The sequence below is a fragment of the Mesorhizobium sp. M0408 genome (assembly GCF_040321495.1).
In the GTDB taxonomy this organism is placed as follows: domain Bacteria; phylum Pseudomonadota; class Alphaproteobacteria; order Rhizobiales; family Rhizobiaceae; genus Mesorhizobium.
This window is the reverse complement of sequence record NZ_JAMYRO010000045.1, coordinates 1-16,887: the sequence shown is the minus strand read 5'-3', so window position 1 is coordinate 16,887 and position 16,887 is coordinate 1. Positions and strand designations below refer to the sequence as shown.

The 16,887-nt window shown below is 60.8% G+C and carries 13 protein-coding genes and 6 pseudogenes; 8 read left to right on the top strand and 11 right to left on the bottom strand.

What is annotated here, in order from left to right:
- Positions 1–2: 2 nt before the first annotated feature.
- The gene (locus NKI67_RS31370; RefSeq protein WP_352648669.1) at positions 3–686 is read right to left on the bottom strand and encodes a transposase; all 684 of its coding nucleotides are present in this window, start codon (positions 684–686) and stop codon (positions 3–5) included.
- 466 nt (positions 687–1,152) lie between these two features.
- On the opposite strand from NKI67_RS31370, the gene NKI67_RS31365 reads away from it, so the two are divergent.
- Complete coding sequence (locus tag NKI67_RS31365) at positions 1,153–1,548, top strand: hypothetical protein (RefSeq protein ID WP_352648667.1); 396 nt, start codon at positions 1,153–1,155, stop codon at positions 1,546–1,548.
- A gap of 84 nt (positions 1,549–1,632) precedes the next feature.
- Here NKI67_RS31365 and NKI67_RS31360 read toward each other — a convergent pair whose 3' ends face one another.
- The 5 genes from NKI67_RS31360 to NKI67_RS31340 form a co-directional block, all read right to left on the bottom strand.
- On the bottom strand, positions 1,633–2,052 hold the full coding sequence (locus tag NKI67_RS31360) for a DUF1419 domain-containing protein (protein ID WP_502909373.1): 420 nt from the start codon (positions 2,050–2,052) through the stop codon (positions 1,633–1,635).
- Positions 2,053–2,148: 96 nt separating this feature from the next.
- Positions 2,149–2,541, bottom strand: a complete 393-nt coding sequence (locus NKI67_RS31355; RefSeq protein ID WP_352648665.1) for a hypothetical protein — start codon at positions 2,539–2,541, stop codon at positions 2,149–2,151.
- A gap of 83 nt (positions 2,542–2,624) precedes the next feature.
- Positions 2,625–3,101, bottom strand: a complete 477-nt coding sequence (locus NKI67_RS31350) for a UCP036055 family protein (protein WP_352648663.1) — start codon at positions 3,099–3,101, stop codon at positions 2,625–2,627.
- A gap of 71 nt (positions 3,102–3,172) precedes the next feature.
- Positions 3,173–5,323 (bottom strand): ParB/RepB/Spo0J family partition protein, encoded by a 2,151-nt coding sequence (locus NKI67_RS31345; RefSeq protein ID WP_352648661.1) that lies wholly within the window; start codon positions 5,321–5,323, stop codon positions 3,173–3,175.
- Between the two features lie 287 nt (positions 5,324–5,610).
- Positions 5,611–6,795, bottom strand: a complete 1,185-nt coding sequence (locus tag NKI67_RS31340) for a DUF932 domain-containing protein (RefSeq protein ID WP_352648659.1) — start codon at positions 6,793–6,795, stop codon at positions 5,611–5,613.
- A 595-nt stretch (positions 6,796–7,390) separates the two neighbouring features.
- Here NKI67_RS31340 and NKI67_RS31335 point away from each other — a divergent pair.
- A pseudogene (locus NKI67_RS31335) lies at positions 7,391–8,197 on the top strand (IS110 family RNA-guided transposase); the annotation flags it as partial.
- Positions 8,198–8,603: 406 nt separating this feature from the next.
- Complete coding sequence (locus NKI67_RS31330; RefSeq protein WP_352648657.1) at positions 8,604–9,191, top strand: site-specific integrase; 588 nt, start codon at positions 8,604–8,606, stop codon at positions 9,189–9,191.
- A 47-nt stretch (positions 9,192–9,238) separates the two neighbouring features.
- On the opposite strand, the gene NKI67_RS31325 is transcribed toward NKI67_RS31330, so the two are convergent.
- The gene (locus NKI67_RS31325; protein WP_352648655.1) at positions 9,239–10,537 is read right to left on the bottom strand and encodes an NRAMP family divalent metal transporter; all 1,299 of its coding nucleotides are present in this window, start codon (positions 10,535–10,537) and stop codon (positions 9,239–9,241) included.
- 436 nt (positions 10,538–10,973) lie between these two features.
- Between NKI67_RS31325 and NKI67_RS31320 the strand changes: the two are divergent.
- The 3 genes and pseudogenes from NKI67_RS31320 to NKI67_RS31310 all read left to right on the top strand — a co-directional run.
- A pseudogene (locus tag NKI67_RS31320) lies at positions 10,974–11,219 on the top strand (DUF2934 domain-containing protein); the annotation flags it as partial.
- A gap of 357 nt (positions 11,220–11,576) precedes the next feature.
- A complete protein-coding gene (locus NKI67_RS31315) occupies positions 11,577–11,795 on the top strand; it encodes a hypothetical protein (RefSeq protein WP_352648653.1) in 219 nt (72 codons plus the stop codon).
- 185 nt (positions 11,796–11,980) lie between these two features.
- Entirely contained in the window at positions 11,981–12,349 is a 369-nt protein-coding gene (locus NKI67_RS31310) for a DUF982 domain-containing protein (RefSeq protein WP_352648686.1), read from the top strand.
- Between the two features lie 267 nt (positions 12,350–12,616).
- Here NKI67_RS31310 and NKI67_RS31305 read toward each other — a convergent pair.
- From NKI67_RS31305 to ftrA, 3 genes and pseudogenes are all read right to left on the bottom strand, one after another.
- Positions 12,617–12,858: pseudogene (locus NKI67_RS31305) on the bottom strand (IS110 family transposase); the annotation flags it as partial.
- Positions 12,859–13,120: 262 nt separating this feature from the next.
- Positions 13,121–14,422 carry a glucoamylase family protein gene (locus tag NKI67_RS31300; protein WP_352648651.1) on the bottom strand — a complete coding sequence of 434 codons (1,302 nt, stop codon included), beginning with the start codon at positions 14,420–14,422 and terminating at the stop codon, positions 13,121–13,123.
- 163 nt (positions 14,423–14,585) lie between these two features.
- Positions 14,586–15,586, bottom strand: a pseudogene (ftrA, locus tag NKI67_RS31295) (transcriptional regulator FtrA).
- Positions 15,587–15,652: 66 nt separating this feature from the next.
- Here ftrA and NKI67_RS31290 point away from each other — a divergent pair.
- Positions 15,653–16,053 (top strand): annotated as a pseudogene (locus NKI67_RS31290) (rhodanese-like domain-containing protein).
- 201 nt (positions 16,054–16,254) lie between these two features.
- On the opposite strand, the pseudogene NKI67_RS31285 reads toward NKI67_RS31290, so the two are convergent.
- Positions 16,255–16,528 (bottom strand): annotated as a pseudogene (locus NKI67_RS31285) (aminoglycoside phosphotransferase); the annotation flags it as partial.
- Between NKI67_RS31285 and NKI67_RS31280 the strand changes: the two are divergent.
- A complete protein-coding gene (locus NKI67_RS31280; protein ID WP_352648649.1) occupies positions 16,507–16,659 on the top strand; it encodes a hypothetical protein in 153 nt (50 codons plus the stop codon). The pseudogene NKI67_RS31285 and the gene NKI67_RS31280 sit on opposite strands and share 22 nt — an antisense overlap.
- The last annotated feature ends 228 nt before the right edge of the window (positions 16,660–16,887 follow it).

The following is a 16,887-nucleotide window of genomic DNA, read 5'->3' as shown; positions in this document are numbered from 1 at the left end:
TCTTACCCCAGGCCCAGCTTCTTCTTGAGCTCGGCATTTTCCTTGCGCAGACGGTCAGCAAGCAGGTTCTTAAGGCGCTTGTTTTCTTCCTCGAGCGCGAGCAGGTCCTTCAGATCGCCGCTATCTGCGGCTGGCGCTGCAACCTTCTTCCACTGATAATAGGTCTGCTCCGAAATGCCGGCTTGGCTGACCGCACTCTTGCTGGTCGCACCCCCAGCGATCGACTTCTCGATCTGGGCAAGCTTCTGGGCGCGTTCCTTCTCAGAATAGGTCTTCCGGGCGGTCCGCACCGCCACCGCAGGTTCGGCCGCCTGGGGCCCTGGTCTCGCCCCGTTTTTGCGGGTCGGCTTGGCGAGCTCTGCCTTCGCTTTCTTTGCTCGCGGAACTTTCTTCTTCGCTTCAGGGGCTTCCACTTTGGCTGGTGCTACTGTTGTCTGAACAGTTTGAGCTTCCTGAGAATCGGCCATGATATGCTCCGCTTGTGGATTGTCACCGTCTTCAGCATCGATGGGTCTTATACTGGAGTCAATGAGCTCAGAACCTGGCAGCTGAGCACCATCAGACAGCTGCGTCATCTCGGTGACAATTTTGGGCAGGTCGAGACCACCCCAGATCGACTGGCTTGGCTTTTGCTTGCCGCGCTTCTGTTTGACTTCCACGATAAATGGCCGGATCTGGCGCTTCATAGTCCCTTCCTTGATGTGAGGACGACTTGCAAGCCAAGTCGCTGTTTCGCGTCGGCGAGTATCCTACGCCAAGGCATCTTATCGCTCTTGCCGAGCTTTATCGGAGAAGGCCCGCGACGAGCAAGCGAGGTTTCACTGATCTCGGGGACTGGCTCGATCACCGGGACGCAAACAGTCTATTGCGAGCCGAGGTCTCATTTGACGCGACCTTCAGAGCGTATCCATGCCCGCCATCCACAGGCGCCACTTCGCTCGATCCACCGGCAGCTGACAAATTTCGACATGCTGACGAGGCTCGCATGCTCCAGCTTCGGTAAAGAACCCCTCCCTGCATCGAGCGCCGCCTACGCCGTCATTCGTTGCCGCCGGGCAAACGGACAAGGACTAACAGCCGTCCGCATCCGATGACTGTGCACAACCGACTGCATCGATTGCAATCCTGATTTTCTTGGGAGCAAATCTTCTCATGGCGGCGGATGAGCTGGACGCGATTGTTTTCGGGATGGCGGTCGAAAGCGTTCGTGCGCTTTCTCTTGGTTTCACGGAAAAAGTCGCAGAAATTGCCAACAGAAGCCACGGTGTCCTGCTTTTTGATTTGCGCATCGATGGCGACTTGGAAATGCAGCGGATCGCCGCCATCCGATATCCAAGCAACCAGGCAGGCATTCTGGCACTGGACAAGCAGGGCTTGGCGATCAGCCATTGCATGGTCAATGGCACTTTCTCCAGCTTTATCGCTCCTTTGGAGGACTGGAACGCTCTGCCGCTACCGATGCAGGCCAGGACGAGTATCGCCGGCCCGGCCATCCTCTTCATCGGCGCCTTACGCAATGCCGGATGCATCCCGCGCGGCAGGTCCTGATCCGAAATTTTGTTCGGCGACTGGTCGATCATATAGTCGAACCGTCGGCCACACGGTCTCGCTATGGGCGATTGCCCACGGTGATCAGGTGACCAGGACCATCCGAGTTGAAGTCTGACCCTGATACGTGGCTCGCTTGACTACGAGCACCTCGTCAGTTCTGGCCTCAAATACCGTGAAATGCGCAGGTTCGCGGCCCCGGATCCGGATCGCGAAGAATACGCTGGTCACGTTGCCGGCCTTGAACTCCGACATGCTGAACATGCCGGTGCGCATGAAGAGCGGCGGCAGCAAATCGAGCATGAAGTGATATTCTGACGCGGTGATCCGGAACCACTCGCCTGAATAGGGAGTGCCGGAAAGCGGATCGATGTCGGGAGTTCTTTGTGTCGGCTGAACAGTTGGAACATCTGCTCGCGGGTGGCGACGCCGTCGAGCACCTTCCTGAAGGGTGGATGTGCGGTCATGGGGTTCTCCTAAACGCGGGTCGGCCAGGCGCGGCATGAACCGCGTCGTCGCAACTGTTTGGTGGTGTTGTGGCTGTCGACTGGCCGACCCTGCGGCCGGTGCGTGCACCGGCGGTGATGGTTTTTGCAGGGTTCAGGCGGCGCGCCGTTCGGAGGAACGCGAACCGTCTCGACCAACCCCAGTGATGGCGCGGACGGCGGCGGCGAGCGGCGGAATGTCGTCGAGCATGTCGAGCGCGACGAAGTGATTGGCTCCGCCGGTATAGTCTATGCGCCCCTTGCAGGTCCGGATCAGGATACCGTGGCCTGAGGACAGCCCGAACGGGCCGACCTGGATGTAGGCACGGTCATGGTGCAGGGTAATTTCACCGGAAACGGCTATGCCCGCCTTGTTCGAGCGCAGGTCAAAGCTTCCCCGCGGCAGGGCAAGTTCGGCGGCGAGTTTCTTCAGCCGTGAGCGGGCTGTCGGGTGAAAACGTCTCTTCTGCTGCTCGTCATAGGAGCAGCTTCTGTTCCAGTCGAACATGTCGATCTCCATGAAATGGAACAGGCCCGCGATCGCTCGCGCGATCCCGGGCCCGTGGTCGGGTGGGTTAAATGGAGAAACAGTCAGGCGGCCGCGCGGCCCTCGATGACGTCGGCGCCGACCTGATCGGCGGAGACCTCCTCGAGATAGGCTCGGCTATACGAATTGCTGGCGAGCCAGCGTTCGGCCGCCTCGCGATCTTTGGCGAGATAGAGCAGCTCCGGGCTGTCGCCGAGTTGCTGCAGGACGCGGATCATGCCGATCGTGGGACGCTCGACGATCTCGAAACGCAGGGCGCTTTCGACGGACCATGTGCGCCTGACCGAGACGACAATGATGCCGCCCTGCCCGAAATCGCCCTCATGCAGGGTGAAGTAGGCCGGCGAGCTATAGGTCGCGCGCTCGCGCGGCGGTTCCTTCCTGACCAGGCGACCAACGCCGCTGCGGCTCTCCCAGGCGGCGAGTTTCTTGGTAAAGCGAGCCGGCGGTTTCGCGGTGCCGTCGCTGTACCGGATAACGCTCCCCAGAGGAGCGGATTCGTACACGATATGTGCGGACATGCGGATTTCTCCAAGTCGGAAAACGAAAATAGGCCCGGCGGGAGTGCCGGGCCTGGTGCGAGCGACGCCGATTATTCAGCGGCCTGGAGGTGGTCCGCCTCGTCGCCGTCGCTGGTTACCGGCTCATCGGAGGACGAATCCGCATCGTCGGCGAGGAAGGCCGGCAGCTCGGCGACATCGCCGTCGAGAGCTGCCTCGTCCGACATGTCGCCGGCGACCGCGTCACCAGCATCGGTAGCCACTTCATCGACCTCAAGGCGCAGCGGCTCGGGCAGCCAGTTCGATCCTTCGAGAAGACGGGCGGCTTCACGGGCCATGATGTCCTTCTTCATGTGGTCGATCAGCTGCGCGGAGTCTGCGCCACGAGCTTCACGGACAGCCTGTAGAATCCGCGCCTTGGTGAGCCGCCCGAGGAACTCGACTGTAGGCGTCCAGCCGGCGTCGACCATGTCGAACTGGAGCGAGCGGCCAAGCACGTCTGCATGCTCGAGCGCCTTCGGTCGCCTGTTCCAGGGTTCGACCACCGCATTGAGGGTCAGCGAGACGCAGTGCGCGAACAGCGCCTTGCGGCTTGCTTCGTCGAGGCCGAGAACGAAGTCCCACAGGCCTTCCGCCTCATCGGGAAGATCGCGATCCCAGGCTTCGTGCCGCTCGGAGATCTCCTTGGCCCAGGATGTCTCGGCAAGACCGTCGACCTGGCTGAAGCTGCCGCTCTTCAGGCTGATCTCCAGGCACGTGTCCGGCGCGAAGCGATAAAAGACCTGCAGGACGAAGGCATGGAGTGCGGCGACGAAGGCGACGTCGACGTCTCCGGCGAGCGCGTTGCGCAGTGCCAGCGTCCGCTGCGCGGTCAGGTCGACGACGAGCCGATCGGGTAGTGGCTTGATGCCATCGTCTTCGCCGTCGTCGCCAGAGGTGTCGTTCACCGGCTTGCCGTTGACGACAACACCATCGCCATCGTCTTCGCCATTGGATCGGGTTCCGGCGTCGGCGCCCTCTTCCTCACCCTCATCGACGTCGCCGGTTTCGGTCCGCGGCTCGTCCTCGGACCGCACGAAACCGGCGTCGGCCTGGAGCTTGCCATCCGCGGCAAGCGTAACGAACACACCGGCGATGGCCTTCTGAGCGGGATCGTAGCTTTGAGGACGATCATCAATCGCATCGAGCTCAGCACCCAGCTGGTCGAGCTTCGCCTCGATTGCTTCGTCGGCGTCCTCCGCCTTGGCATAGTCCGCATCCAGCATGTCATATTCGGCCTTGAGCGCGTCGTAGCGTTCGATCTCCTCGGCGCTCAGTTCCTGCGCTTCGGCGTAGATGCGCCGCATGCCGGAGGTGTGGCCATAGGGAAAGCTGATCGCCGCCTCGACCCAGTTCCAGCCTTCGGCGCGGATCGCCTCGGCGTCAACCTTCAGTCTGTCAAAGACAAGCTGCTCAAGAAGTGCGGCGTCCTGGAACCAGCCGCCGGCATCCTGCTCGAACAGGTCGCGAAGGATGACGCCGCCAGCCGCCTCATAAGCCTCGGCGCCGACGTAAACGGCACGGCGATCGTCGGCCCGGACCGTGGTCTCCGTCAGCAAGCGCCTGATGCAGTAGGGCTCCTGCATGTGCGAGCCGGATATCCGTTCCCAGACCTGCTCCTGACGTGCATGATCGTCCGAGATCGAAAATGCCATGATCTGATCGAGCCGGATTTCGTCCTTCTCGTAGAGACCGAGAAGTTTCGGAGACACCGATGCCAGCCGCAGGCGCTGCCTCACCGTCGCAGGCGATACGAAGAAGCGGGCACCAATCTCCTCCGGATCGAGGCCCTGATCGCTCAGCGTCTTGAAGGCCCGAAACTGGTCGAGCGGGTGCAGGTCGGCGCGCCGCAGGTTTTCAGCAAGCGAGTCCTCTTCGGCCGAGGTCTCCTGCCTGCGGTTGACGATGCAGGGGATCGGCTCGTTCTTCGCCAGGCGCTTCTGCTTGATGAGGATGGCGAGCGCGAGATAGCGACGGCCCCCGGCGGGTACCTCAAACGTGCCTGTCTCGTCGCCCTCGCCGTCGAGCATGGGACGGACGTTCAGGCTCTGGATGAGCTTTCGCCGCCCGATGTCTTCGGCCAGCTGCTCGATCGACAGGCCGTCCTTGATGCGGCGGACATTCTTCTGCGACAGCCTTAGCTTGTCATAGGGAATGTTCTCCGCGGCGTTCATCGCGATCTTCTGAATGGCGTTCTTTGCCATGGTCAGGTTCTCCATGACGGGCGGCCCGGGGCCTCTCCCCGAACCTCCAAGCCCGTCAGGAACCCTCCCCTCCCCCCTCTGCCTCCAGGCCTCACACCGACCCCGCCCCCGGCTCGCGGATCTCGGCGCGCGACCGAGCGGCCCGAGGCCGCCAGCATGCTGGCGTCATCGGGTTCTCTCACGAAAAAAGCACCGTCCTCTCGCTTCGGAGGACGGCGCTCGGATTGATGGAGACTATCCGCACGCGAGGGCGGCAACAAAAGGTTTCGCTGCCGACCTCAGCAGGATCAGGCAGCGAAATCGAGAAGCTTCTTGGCTTTGCCCTCCATTTCCAGGCGGACATCCTGATGCGGCTTGTCGCGCGCGACCCGCGTGATGCCCTGCACGAAATCAAAGATCGATTCCGGCGGTCTGCCTTCCTCCATGAGAACAGTATCGATGATCTTCGTGGTCTCGGACTTGGAGAAGCCGCGCTTGCGCAGGAAGCCTTGGCGATCTTCGTCGTCCCGGGCAACGATCCGTTGCCGCGCCGTCTTGATGCCATTGACGAATGGCATGGGCGAGGAATCGGCGAACTGGATCAGCGCCGGCTCGGCTTCCAGGGCGAAACGGGAGGCCGCGTATTTTGAATGGCGGATGGTGATTTCCTCGAAATGTTCCACGCCCCACAGATTGCGATTCTGACACACCGCGCGCAGATAGAAGCTGGCGATCCCGAGCGTGCGGGCTCCAACTTCGGAGTTCCAGCAGTAGAAGCCGCGGAAATAAAGATCCGGTTCCCCATTTGGCAGCCGCCCGGCCTCGATCGGGTTCAGGTCGTCGACAAGAAACACAAACACATCGCGGTCGGACGCATAAAGTGTCGTTGTGTCGTTGGAGATGTCAACGTTCGGATTGTAGATTCTCGTCGACCAGTCGAGCACGCCGGGCACCTTCCAACGCGTGTCGCCGGTGCCGTCGCCAGCGATCTTCTGCACGGCCGCGATCAAATCTTCATCGAAAATCCTGCCGTAGTCCGGACCTGTTACCGCCCGTAGCTCGAGGCCTCCGTTCTCGATTTCCAGCGTCTTCACCTGCTCGGTGCGATGATTGATGAGACCGTGCTGGAGATTAATCGCCGCGAGCGGAGCTGGAAGCTGACGAAGATAGGTGGCCGGCGCGCCTACCAGGCTGGCGAGTTGGCCAAAACTCCAATGCGTGGGGGCAACAGGCGCACGCGCATCGGGCAGCATTAGCCTCAGGCGCTCCGGATCGTCACGGCTGGCTTCGACGCGGATCCGCTCACTTTCGACGATGCGGGTCTTGCTGCGCTCCGACCGACTCGTGACCGAATTCCGAAGGTCGGTGAGCGACAGATATCGCTCGTCCGCCGGCCGGTTGAACCATTCTGACGACACGCGGCCGATGCTGACGTCGACCTTGTAACCGGCACGCCCGTTGCGCTTGGGCGTGTGAATTTCCATCTGGGTCATGGGTGTCGCTCCTCGGCGGGCGCCGGGAGACTCTCTCCCGGGCCTTCACCCGCCACCGCGGCCCGCCCGCCCTCGTCCTCTCCCGGCATCCGCGCGCCACTGGAAGCGTCGGCATGGCGGCAGCGGCCGCGTCAAGGCTGACACCCAGGAGAGAAGGCTCGGGCTTCAGGAAAGCCCGAAGACCAAGCGCCGCTTTACCTTCCGGACGCGACAGAAATCCGTTGTGCTTTCTTGCGCAAACAAGACGGGACCCATTCGCCCGTCGATCTCGTGCGCGGCGAAAAAATCGAATATGCTGGCTTGGACGGTGCGTTCTTGTCGCATTTTCCCCTCGGGCGGTTGCAGATTGTACTTTGGAATCAGTGGCATGAGACCGAAGTGTACCTGAACCGCCGGGCCTTGCCTTCGCAAAGTCACGATTTAAGAAATAAAATCAACGTTTGACGTTTGTGGACGGAAACTAGCTACTTGCCATTGGGGGGAGTAATGTCCCCTCCTCTTTGGCAGCAGCCAGGAATCCTCGCAGCGGGCACGCCCCAACCGATGGCAGCGCGCTCCATCGGCCTCACCCTACTGCACAGCAATGACAAAACCCGCCTCCGCAGGGCTGGATATGGCCGCGAACAAGACCGATGCGAACGACGCCGATGGCCTGGCACATCTGGCCGAGGTCGGCTTCTACCGAGAGGTTCGGGTCAAAGGTTTTGACAGCATGTTGATTCGCATTCTGATCACCGCGCGGCGCCAGCTTCTCAAGATGCGTTTGCAGATATCCAACCAGATCCGCGGATTGATGAAGACGTTCGGCCTTGTTGTGCCCAAAGGCGCCGGCAGCGTGTTCGAGCGCAACGTTCGCAACCTTCTGCAGGGCGAGGAAAAGCTGGCGCGGATCGTCGTGCCAATGCTTCGGGCCTGGAGTGATATCCGACACCAGACAGCAGAGCTGACCAAGCAGTTGGCCGCGATAGCGCGTAACGACCAGCACTGCCGACTGCTCATGTCAGTGCCCGGTGTAGGCACTGTCACAGCCACCGCCTTTGCAGCAGCCGTGGAGGATCCGGCGAACTTCAGGAACTCTCGCTCCGTGGGCGCATGGGTGGGCCTGACGCCAAGGCGCTACCAGTCCGGCGAGGTCGATCATGACGGCCATATCTCGCGCCGAGGCGATAATCAGCTGCGCGGACTTCTATACGAGGCGGCCGCAGTCATCCTGAACCGGTCGTCGGATACCAGCGCCCTGCGCGCCTGGGCGTTGGAGCTTAAAGAACGGCTTGGCTTCAAGCGAGCGGCCGTAGCGTTGGCGCGCAAGCTGGCGGTGATCATGCATGCGATGCTTCGGACGGGCGAGCTGTTTGATCCGCACGGAGGAACGCAAGCCGCTGTCTGGTACCCCGGTCGCTAGCCTGCGACGATTCCGCCATACCATTCCACCAACAGCGTTCTTACAGACGCCTCAAGCTGTCCCTGCCGGGACGTGGCTGAGATCATTCCGCGAAGCGGGAAGCAACCGCCTCGGTAAGCAGATTGCGCAACGAACATAGGAAGATCTCACCTGCGAAACTCATCCTGCGGCGATCATCGCGTCGACCGCGTAGGCGACCCTGTACCCGGCATGCGGACGAACGAGAATCGACAGAAAGGACGGCCGCCTTGCACTCACCCCCTTGACGGTCGAGCGATTAGACGACCCGCTGCGCGGGATGGGCGCATGGGGTGAGGTAGAGATCACGAACCGGACGTCGCGCTCGCATTGACGATGGTTCGGCAGCGGCAGAGCATCACGGGCTTCTTCAACAAGGAGCCTGACTATGCCCTATCCTGTTCTTGATGCACCTATCAGTCCACTTCGTCAGCGGCTGATCGACGAGATGAACATGCGGCGTTTCTCACGGGAGACGCAGCGCAACTATCCTCGCGACATCGGACGCCTGGCGACGTTCCTTGGGCGTTCACCGGACACAGCGACCACCGACGACCTGCGCCGGTTCCAGATCGAGCAGCAGGACGACGGTGTTCCCGTGCCGACCATGAACAGCATCGTGTCGGCGCTGCGCTTCTTCTTCACCCATACGGTCGATCGTCCCGATCTGGCGCGCAAGCTCGTTCGTCTGGCGCATCCGCGCAAGCTGCCGGTGGTCCTGAGCCGCGACGAGGTCGCCCGGCTGCTCAACGCCACAACCTGCTTCAAGCACCAGGCCGCGCTGTCGGTCGCTTATGGCGCGGGCCTGCGCGTGGCGGAGGTGTCGACGCTGAAGGTCGCCGACGTCGATAGCGAGCGCATGCTGCTACGTGTCGAGCGCGGCAAGGGCGGGCGATACCGGAACGCTATGCTGTCGCAAGACCTGCTCTTGTTGCTGCGCCAGTGGTGGAAGGTCGGACGCCAGCAAGGAGATTAGACCTGGCTCCGAGATGGAGGTATCGATCCAACTTGCTTGACAAAAGGTCACCTCGATGCTTCCCAGCTGAAGATGAACATCGCCACGGCCGCGCCGGCCACGATGGCAGTGGCGGCCCATCCGAGTACGCGCTGACCAAACGTCGCGACGAAAGGGCCCATCTCGTGCCTGCGCGATGCCACCACCATCATCGCAGCCATGATGGGCACGGAAATCACCCCATTGATCACCGCGGTCCAGAACAGGGCCTTAATTGGATCGATCGGCGAATAGTCCACAGCGATGCCGAGCATCGTCGCCAAGCCGATTACGGTGTAGAAACCCACTGCCTGCCACGGCTTGTTTTCGAGACCAATCTTCCAGCCTCGGGACTCGCCGACCGCGTAAGCGGCCGAGCCCGCCAAAACTGGAATTGCGAGAAGGCCCGTGCCGATAATGCCGAGACTGAAGAGCATGAATGCGAATTCGCCGGCTACGGGCCGCAAAGCGTTAGCGGCGTCGGCGGCAGTCTGGATCTCCGTCTTGCCGCTGGTGTGCAGCGTAACAGCCGTCGTCAGAATGATGAAAAAGGCGATCAGGTTGGAGAAACCCATGCCGATATAGGTATCCCAGCGGATTCGGTCCAGTTCGTAACGGGCTTGGGAAGGCTTCTTCAGCAGTGGCTTGCTCGCGGCGTCGGCCTCTTCGTCTTCCACCTCCTCTGAGGCCTGCCAAAAGAAAAGATAGGGGCTAATGGTAGTGCCGATGATCGCCACCACCATCGTGATCATGTCCCCGGTGAAACCGAGTTTCGGCACAAACGTACGCAGGGCAACGTCACCCCAATCGATGTGGACGGCAAAAATAACGCCGACATAGGCGAACAGCACCAAAGTCAGCCATTTCAGATAGCGGACATACCGGTGATAGGGAATGAACAGCTGCAGGATCAGCGAAACGACCGCAAATCCAAGGGTGAAAGTATGCTGACCCCAACCCAACACGAGCTTTGCAGCCGCACCCATCGCTGCCAGATCGGCTCCGATGTTGATGGTGTTAGCTATAAACAACAGCGCCACCAACATCACAACGACCCAAGCTGGAAAGACGCGGCCGATATTGGCCGCAAGCCCCTGTCCGGTAACGCGGCCGATCCGGGCGCTGATCATTTGAATGGCGCTCATAAGCGGATAGGTGAAGACCATGGTCCAAAGCATGTTCATGCCAAACTGGGCGCCGGCCTGCGAATAGGTGGCGATACCGCTGGGATCGTCGTCGGCGGCTCCAGTGATGAGCCCAGGCCCCAGCCGCTCTATCAGGGCGGCCCGGCGTAGCCGATGCCCCAACGCGCGGAGAAAGTCTCGCATGACGCGACGGCTTCGCTTTGTTTGTCACGACCCAAGCCCTTTATCCATTCAGAAGTCGCCGGGAAGTCTTAGGTGATCATGTAAGCTTCCAAGAGATGAGAAGGGACAGGAAAAGAGTGGCGATCGCTTCATCCTAATAGGTGAGCGTCGGCGCGTGACTTGGCATTTTCCGAACTGCCGCAATCCCAACATCCAGCAGGGCGGCAAGAAACAGCAAGTTTCCGGAATTCCAGGTGCAGCTCGCGAAAGCGCTTGAGTGAGCTCTGGATCTGTTTTTTCTTGCCCTTCCGATCCAAAAGTTGTCAACGGAAGTTTGGAATGACCCGACAACAATGCGCTTTTCCCCACTTTTGACGCCCAAGAAATCTCCGTTCCGTGCCGGATCATTCCGACCTATGCCACGTTGAAGCAAAAAACCCCTTACGGAGGAACGAGCATGGGCGACGATCGGCACGACAAAATCCAGCAACGCGCGTATGAAATCTAGCGACGCGAAGGCGGCATACACGGCGATCCTGAGCGACACTGGCATCAAGCTGAAGCCGAAATCGATCGAGAGTCCGCATTGCCCCTTACGGCAGACGATGCTCTTCCGGGACCCGGCGAAATCGCCAGCTCAGATGTACTGACTGTTGAGGTCCTGGCGATGCGCACGGGCATAACCGCCGAACAGGCCCAAGACCGCCGCCGCCGTACACCATCATGAGATCGGCCGAACGGCAGTAGCGGACATTGCCGCAACTGCATTTTGCCTTCACAAGCAAGCGCGGAAGGTTCCGCATGGTGGATTGTATCGGGGAGGGGCCTGAAGCCGCTCCACGGTTGACCTAAATGCGATCCGAGCGGCGCCATGGGAAACAAAGGGGGCACGGGGGTCTTCGCGCGAGCCAGTTATCCGATCACCCGGACGAATTTTTCCACCAAACATTCCTGACTGTTGCGGCCCAGCACCGTACCAATTTGTACAATTCGTACATGGCCTTGATGCCGCTCAGGTAGGGAGTAGAGTACCGTTCGGCGTGTCCCTGGGGAGGGCTGGATGAGCGTCGCGCGAACGGTCGGTCCGCTTCTAGAGCAAGCAATTACTGTACTCCTCAACAGGGCGGACCGTCGCGACACGGTCTCGATCAAAGCGGCACTACGCGAAGCTCGCGAGACTGCGCCTTATTTGGTGGCCTCCGACGAAGAACTAACCGAGGCGATCGTCGAGGCAGCAACTGCCTTGGGCCTCTGCGTGGCTTTCGACTGTCGCGAGTAGCTGTCAGCCAACTTCAGCCGCTGTGGCATCGCAACGGAAGCGCGCCGTCCTGCCGCATTTTCAATAGTCAGAGGTAATCCGCAATTACCTTCGCAGGATGCTAAATCTGCCTATAGAACGAGAGCTGCCGGCTGAGCAAAAGTATTTGCTGGAGGAACTTGATCGGGCCGACAAAGAGTGACCGCATGGCTCTCCACTGGTTCAACCCTCCGGTCCCCGTCAAGACCGAGCGTCCCGGGATCATCCGCAACGTCAACAACGCCGAGACAGCCGGCGAGGAGCTGATGAAGTGGACCAAGCGTGGCCCTTGCTGGGACCTCGCGGTGCGCGTTTGCATGGCCGTGATTTTCGACGAGATGGAACCTGAGGAGGCCCGCAAGGCGGTTGGCGCTGGTCGACACAGCTTCCGTGATCGTACTACCAACCGCCTTGATCTCAGTCAGCGTATTCCTGCGGTGGACCCCAACGCCGCCCGGCCGGCGCCCTACCAGGCAATCTACCCCAACGCTCCAATGAGACGCCGGCCACCCCTCCTTCCCCGCAAGCGACGGTGAGCCGCTCACCAAATCATCCGCGGAATCGCTCGGCAAACCACTTGATCCGCCGTCCACCTTCACCGGCTCGGGGATCATCAATCGCTTCGGCAGGTGCTCTGGATGCACCTGGAGCAAGGTGATCTTCACCGTCGGATTGCAGCGGCTGCAGTCGAATTTGAGTTTCAGCGGGTCGACGGGTTTTGTTACTGAAATTCTGTTGCCCCGTCGCCAAGCTCCGCGCCGCCTCCTCAAGTGCGGCCCAGTAATTGCCAAGCCTGTCGATGAGGCGGCCTTGGCATGCCGCGCGTCGATGCAGATCGCGGGCAGGCCCTCTGCTGTCAGCGCATGGTAGAACCACACCGACAGCGGCCCCGTCTCGAATACCACCCGCCGGACATCGGGTGCGCGCTTGCGGATCAGCGCCGCGAGCAGTTGCGGGTCGGACGCGCACTTGCCCCGCCACATCCCTTACGGATCGAAATCGCCGTCTCTTTCGTGGACACGTTGAGACCGATATATTGTTCCATGGCTGTCCTCCGTTCGATGCCTGGGCCCGGTGTCAATCGTGAGCCCGTTCTTCATCCTATCGGGGGACAGCCAGCCGGCTAGAGGTTCGAACATCGCCGCCACGTCTCAGGTGGCCACCGCTCCCGCGATTACGTCATGTTCGTTCATCGGCCCTATGCTGCCGAGTAGCAATGCGCCTCTAAGCCGACATTCGCAGTAAATGCGGCATGCTAGCAGTCAAGAATCCCGGTATCAGTCGGGGAGCTTTGTCATTTCGACTTGTTATAGCCAACCGCCCGAAAAACCGGCTCGGTGCAGTCCCGCGATGATGGCCGGCACGCGGCGCATCAGGCGCCACAGGAAGCCCGAGCGGTAGTTCTCTATCATCAGAGTGATCGGCCCCTGATTGATGCCGACATGGTCCGGCGATACCCAACCGCATGGCCGGCCGTCGGCGGCTGCTATTGTCGGATTGAAGCTTGCGGTGAAGCCGTAAGGGTTGCCCTCTTGCAGGTCGATCTCGTGGAAATAGCGCAGTGCCGGCAGAACGATCTCTGGCGCAAAGGGCAATGAGGTAATCGCTGCCCACGGCGACAACGTCCCATCATCAGGGCCGAATGGCGCACCGCGCGCCAGGTAGCCGAAGAAGCGGCGGCCGCCGACCGTCATTTGGCGTTTTGTCGGGCTTGGGCCGTCGCTGGCGGTGATGCCCCAGCAATTCTCGCCATAACCGCTGAAGCCTTTCGGATTGCGAATGGCGTACTCGCGTTGCAGGTAGGTTGCCTCGCGGCTGTTCTCGAAATAGTCGCAGTCGTGGTTGCGCATGGAAGCATCGCGGATGCCGCGAAAATCGATCCAGATATGCGAGAGCTGGTGGACGAAAAGTGGACCGGCGTAAACCAATTCCCGGCCATAGATCTTTTTCCACACATAGGTGGATAGCCAGGCCGCATAGCTCTCGGGCGGCAGCGAATGGGTTGGCGAGCCGAGGCCCAACACATAAAGGATCACCGCTTCGTCGTAGCCTTGCCAGCGATAGCGCAGGAAGCCTTTTCCAGGCCGCCAGCCATGGGTGACGGTGGCGCCGCCGTTCTGCGCCCATCGCCAGTCGGCGCGCCGGTAGAGCGCATCGGCAAGCCGCCGGATTTCCAGTTCGGATTCATCGTCCTCGCCAAAATAGGCGCCGGTGGCCAGCGCACCGGCAAGCAGAAGCGCCGTATCGACCGTGGACAGCTCACACTTCCAGACGCGGCGGCCGGTCTGCATGTCGAGGAAATGGTAGTAGAAGCCCTTGTGGCCCGTTGCGTCGGCTTCGGGCCCTTGCGGCGCGTTCCAGAAGAAGCGAAGCGTGGCGAGCGTCCGTTCAGCGGCGGCGGCGCGCGTCATGAAACCGCGCTCGACACCGACGGGATAGGCCGACAGGGCGAGCCCGACGGCGGCGATGCTGGCCGGTGACCCCGGGGTGTTGCGGTCGGCGATCAGGCCATTCGCCGGGTTGGCCTCTTTGAGAAAATAGTCGAAGGACAGGCGCTGGATGTCCGAGAGAAGCTCGTCGTTTTGCGGGTGGTCGCTCGATGCATCCATGGCTATCGATATAGAGGGGTTCGCTGCGCTTCCCACCTTTTTGGTCGACTTGTCGCCTTTGCGCCAGCCGCGAAACGCGTGCCCTCCCGTGCGAGCGGGTTCGTTCTGCGACCCCTTTCCGGACGTTGATGGACACAGATAGATGACCGAGCATTCGTCAAAATCATGTTCGAACTGGCGTCGGACGGCCGAACTGCGTTTGATATTCCTTTGGGCTGATACCCGTGCGTTTGCGGAAGTGATGTCGCAGCGTATCCGCTGAACTCATGCCCACGGCGGCGGCGATCTCTTCGATGCTGTGGTGGCGACCAATCAGGAGCTGCTTCGCCTCCTCAAGGCGCTCGGATACCAGCCATTCGCCTGGAGGCGATCCCGTCGCTTGGGTGAAGCCTCGTATAAAGGCCCGCAAGCTCATGTTGCATTCCGATGCCATTCGCTCCAGCGTCCAGACGCCGCCGAGTTCAGCCCTCATCTTGTCCAGCAGTGGCGCAACTTCTGACCCACGCCGTGTCGGACAGGTCGTTCAAGGAATTGCGCCTGCCCACCGGTACGGTGCGCCGGCATTATAAGCCTTCGAGCCACGGAGTTGGCCGCATCAGCTCCAAAGTCCTGGCGAACGATCTCGATCAGAAGGTCAATGCCGGCGGCACTCCCGGCGGACGTAAACACGCGGCCATGTAAGCGGTAGAGCGAGGCATGGTCCACGGCCAACTTTGGATACTGGCTGCGCAGTGCATCAGCGTAGCGCCAATGCGTCGTCGCCGTTCCGCCATCGAGAAGGCCCGTAGCCGCCAGCACGAATGCACCCGAGCAGATCGACGCCAATCTTGCCCCTCTGTCATGGGCGTGACGCAACCGCTGGACGAGAGTTTGAGGTACAGGTTCGTCGACCCCTTTCCATCCTGGAACGACGATAATATCGCCCTCATCGATTAATCCGACGCCATGATCCGGCGTCAGCAACAAGCCACCATTCGGACGAAGGGGGCCTTCCTCGATGGCGCAGCTTGCGAACCGGTATCAGCTTTCACCCATTTCAGGTCGCGCCAAACCGAAGACTTCGGCGACTATGCCGAACTCAAAGGTGCAAAGACCGTCGTAGAGAAGTGCGACAACGAGGGGCCGTTCGTGTTTGGCATGATATACCCGTAGTATGTCATTCATGCCAATTGCAAGGTGATATCCTAGTCAGCCACATGGAGAGCGAACAAGAACAAAAAGGAGATCACCCTGTCCTCCGCCGTCACAACCGTTCCCGCTGCTCCGAGCGAAATCGCACGCGAACACTTCTCAGCCGAATTTACCTTTGAAACGGACTGTTGGGATGTTCATGATGCGCTGTCGCGCGAACCCGATTTCGTCCTCCTCGATGTCCGCAGCCCTTCGATGTTCGCCCAAGGTCATGTCCCCGGGGCCATCAACTTGCCCCATGGTAAGATTGTCCGCTCAAAGCTCGAGCGCTGGTCCCACCAAACCGTATTCGTCACCTACTGCGCCGGCCCTCACTGCAACGGTGCCGCCCGTGGGGCGCTTCGCCTTGCGGAGCTCGGTCGCCCGTGAAGATCATGGCTGGCGGCGTTACGGGTTGGCTCGATGAAGGCTTCGAGCTGGCGAAAGGTTCAGACACGTGACCATTGCGATCCGAGTTGCACCGCCAGGCGTTGCCGCTCAGCTTCATGAGCTGATTGTGGAGCATGCGATATTCGAACGGAGCGCCGCATCTGTTACGCTGCCGAACTGGAGAACCTTCTTCGAGACCCAGCCCAGCCGGTCAATCTCCTCGTTGCCGAGCGCGATAAACAATATTGGGCTATTCCGCCATTAGCCATCGATCAAAAGGCTCTAACTTCGGCGAGCCCCTTGATTGCGTAATCGTTTTCCAACAGACAGCGGCTTCCCAAGCGGCTGACGCCTGAGCGGCAATGTCATGAGCGGCTTCTTCGAGACCAGCCGCATTGTTGGGGTCGCCATGAACAACACATGTCCTGCGCCCGACGAGCCGCGACCACGCTGCCCGACTTCGGGCTCGCGGTCGGGCGGCGTCGCGGCAAGGTCGATCCTGGTTCCGGCTTGCAGGAGGTCTATTGACGAACGCCAGCCTGGTCGTACGCGGAGTTCGTGAGAAAGCCAACGTCAGCGACATCGACATCGACATCGACATCGACATCGACATCGACATCGACATCGACATCGAAAATGCGATCACAGAGCGAAAGGTGCAAATGTCGCTCCGCTGACGCTTCAAAGCCAAGCCCGCGCACGTCACCGATAAGACGCTTTAGCGATCGCGTTGGCGGCATTGTCGCGGCGCCTTCCGAACGTCGAATGGGCCCGCCCGCGGCGTCGCACTCGATCTCGGCGCGGGTTTCCCTTGTCTCACCGCCCTGTCAGCGCCTTGCAAATGAGCGAAACCAAGCTGTCGCGCGCTCGCTCGTGGAGTGCGCCTTTCGGCCGCCATGCAAGGA